Genomic DNA, 2,204 nt, shown 5'->3' with positions numbered 1-2,204 from the left:
ACGTCATACTAGATATCAAGCGACTTCTCCTATCCCCTGGGAACACATCAATCTCACCGGAGAATATCGCTGGCCAAAGCCTTAGCGTAGGATTCGGGGTCTGACGCTCAGTGGAACGAAAACTCACGTTAAGGGATTTTGGTCATGAGATTATCAAAAAGGATCTTCACCTAGATCCTTTTAAATTAAAAATGAAGTTTTAAATCAATCTAAAGTATATATGAGTAAACTTGGTCTGACAGTTACCAATGCTTAATCAGTGAGGCACCTATCTCAGCGATCTGTCTATTTCGTTCATCCATAGTTGCCTGACTCCCCGTCGTGTAGATAACTACGATACGGGAGGGCTTACCATCTGGCCCCAGTGCTGCAATGATACCGCGAGACCCACGCTCACCGGCTCCAGATTTATCAGCAATAAACCAGCCAGCCGGAAGGGCCGAGCGCAGAAGTGGTCCTGCAACTTTATCCGCCTCCATCCAGTCTATTAATTGTTGCCGGGAAGCTAGAGTAAGTAGTTCGCCAGTTAATAGTTTGCGCAACGTTGTTGCCATTGCTGCAGGCATCGTGGTGTCACGCTCGTCGTTTGGTATGGCTTCATTCAGCTCCGGTTCCCAACGATCAAGGCGAGTTACATGATCCCCCATGTTGTGCAAAAAAGCGGTTAGCTCCTTCGGTCCTCCGATCGTTGTCAGAAGTAAGTTGGCAGCAGTGTTATCACTCATGGTTATGGCAGCACTGCATAATTCTCTTACTGTCATGCCATCCGTAAGATGCTTTTCTGTGACTGGTGAGTACTCAACCAAGTCATTCTGAGAATAGTGTATGCGGCGACCGAGTTGCTCTTGCCCGGCGTCAACACGGGATAATACCGCACCACATAGCAGAACTTTAAAAGTGCTCATCATTGGAAAACGTTCTTCGGGGCGAAAACTCTCAAGGATCTTACCGCTGTTGAGATCCAGTTCGATGTAACCCACTCGTGCACCCAACTGATCTTCAGCATCTTTTACTTTCACCAGCGTTTCTGGGTGAGCAAAAACAGGAAGGCAAAATGCCGCAAAAAAGGGAATAAGGGCGACACGAAAATGTTGAATACTCATACTCTTCCTTTTTCAATATTATTGAAGCATTTACCAGGGTTATTGTCTCATGAGCGGATACATATTTGAATGTATTTAGAAAAATAAACAAATAGGGGTTCCGCGCACATTTCCCCGAAAAGTGCCACCTGACGTCTAAGAAACCATTATTATCATGACATTAACCTATAAAAATAGGCGTATCACGAGGCCCTTTCGTCTTCAAGAATTTTATAAACCGTGGAGCGGGCAATACTGAGCTGATGAGCAATTTCCGTTGCACCAGTGCCCTTCTGATGAAGCGTCAGCACGACGTTCCTGTCCACGGTACGCCTGCGGCCAAATTTGATTCCTTTCAGCTTTGCTTCCTGTCGGCCCTCATTCGTGCGTTCTAGGATCCTCCGGCGTTCAGCCTGTGCCACAGCCGACAGGATGGTGACCACCATTTGCCCCATATCACCGTCGGTACTGATCCCGTCATCAATGAACCGGACTGCCACGCCCTGAGCGTCAAATTCCTTTATCAGTTGGATCATATCGGCAGTGTCGCGGCCAAGACGGTCGAGCTTCTTAACCAGAATGACATCACCTTCCTCCACCTTCATCCTCAGCAAATCCAGCCCTTCCCGGTCTGTTGAACTGCCGGATGCCTTATCGGTAAATATACGGTTTGCTTTCACACCTGCGTCTTTGAGTGCTCTGACCTGAAGATCAAGAGACTGCTGACTGGTTGAGACCCGAGCGTAACCAAAAAGTCGCATAAAAATGTACCTTAAATCGAATATCGGACAACTCATGTCTATTATTACAAATTTACGATTTAATAGACATATTAATGTAACAGTTTTACGATGTCCGATAATTTATAACATTTCGTACGGTTGGAAAAATGTTACTAAATGCCCGTCAGGCAGGGAGGCCGATATGCCCGTTGACTTTCTGACCACTGAGCAGACTGAAAGCTATGGCAGATTCACCGGTGAACCGGAGGCACTGTTGCAAAGTTAGCGATGAGGCAGCCTTTTGTCTTATTCAAAGGCCTTACATTTCAAAAACTCTGCTTACCAGGCGCATTTCGCCCAGGGGATCACCATAATAAAATGCTGAGGCCTGGCCTTTGCG

2 protein-coding genes and 1 pseudogene are annotated in these 2,204 nt (G+C 46.7%); all 3 read right to left on the bottom strand.

Translation table 11 applies throughout. The features are described from left to right. Nucleotides 1-242: 242 nt before the first annotated feature. A complete protein-coding gene (locus tag PGQ95_RS26190) occupies nt 243-1,103 on the bottom strand; it encodes a broad-spectrum class A beta-lactamase TEM-1 (protein WP_000027057.1) in 861 nt (286 codons plus the stop codon). Nucleotides 1,104-1,285: 182 nt separating this feature from the next. Beyond that, nucleotides 1,286-1,843, bottom strand: a complete 558-nt coding sequence (locus tag PGQ95_RS26185; RefSeq protein WP_001235713.1) for a recombinase family protein — start codon at nt 1,841-1,843, stop codon at nt 1,286-1,288. Between the two features lie 280 nt (nt 1,844-2,123). Further along, nucleotides 2,124-2,204: pseudogene (locus PGQ95_RS26180) on the bottom strand (IS6 family transposase); the annotation flags it as partial.

The sequence above is a fragment of the Klebsiella sp. 141240 genome (genome assembly GCF_050600805.1).
GTDB classification, from domain to species: Bacteria; Pseudomonadota; Gammaproteobacteria; order Enterobacterales; family Enterobacteriaceae; genus Klebsiella; species Klebsiella aerogenes.
This window is presented reverse-complemented; position numbering and strand designations above follow the sequence as displayed.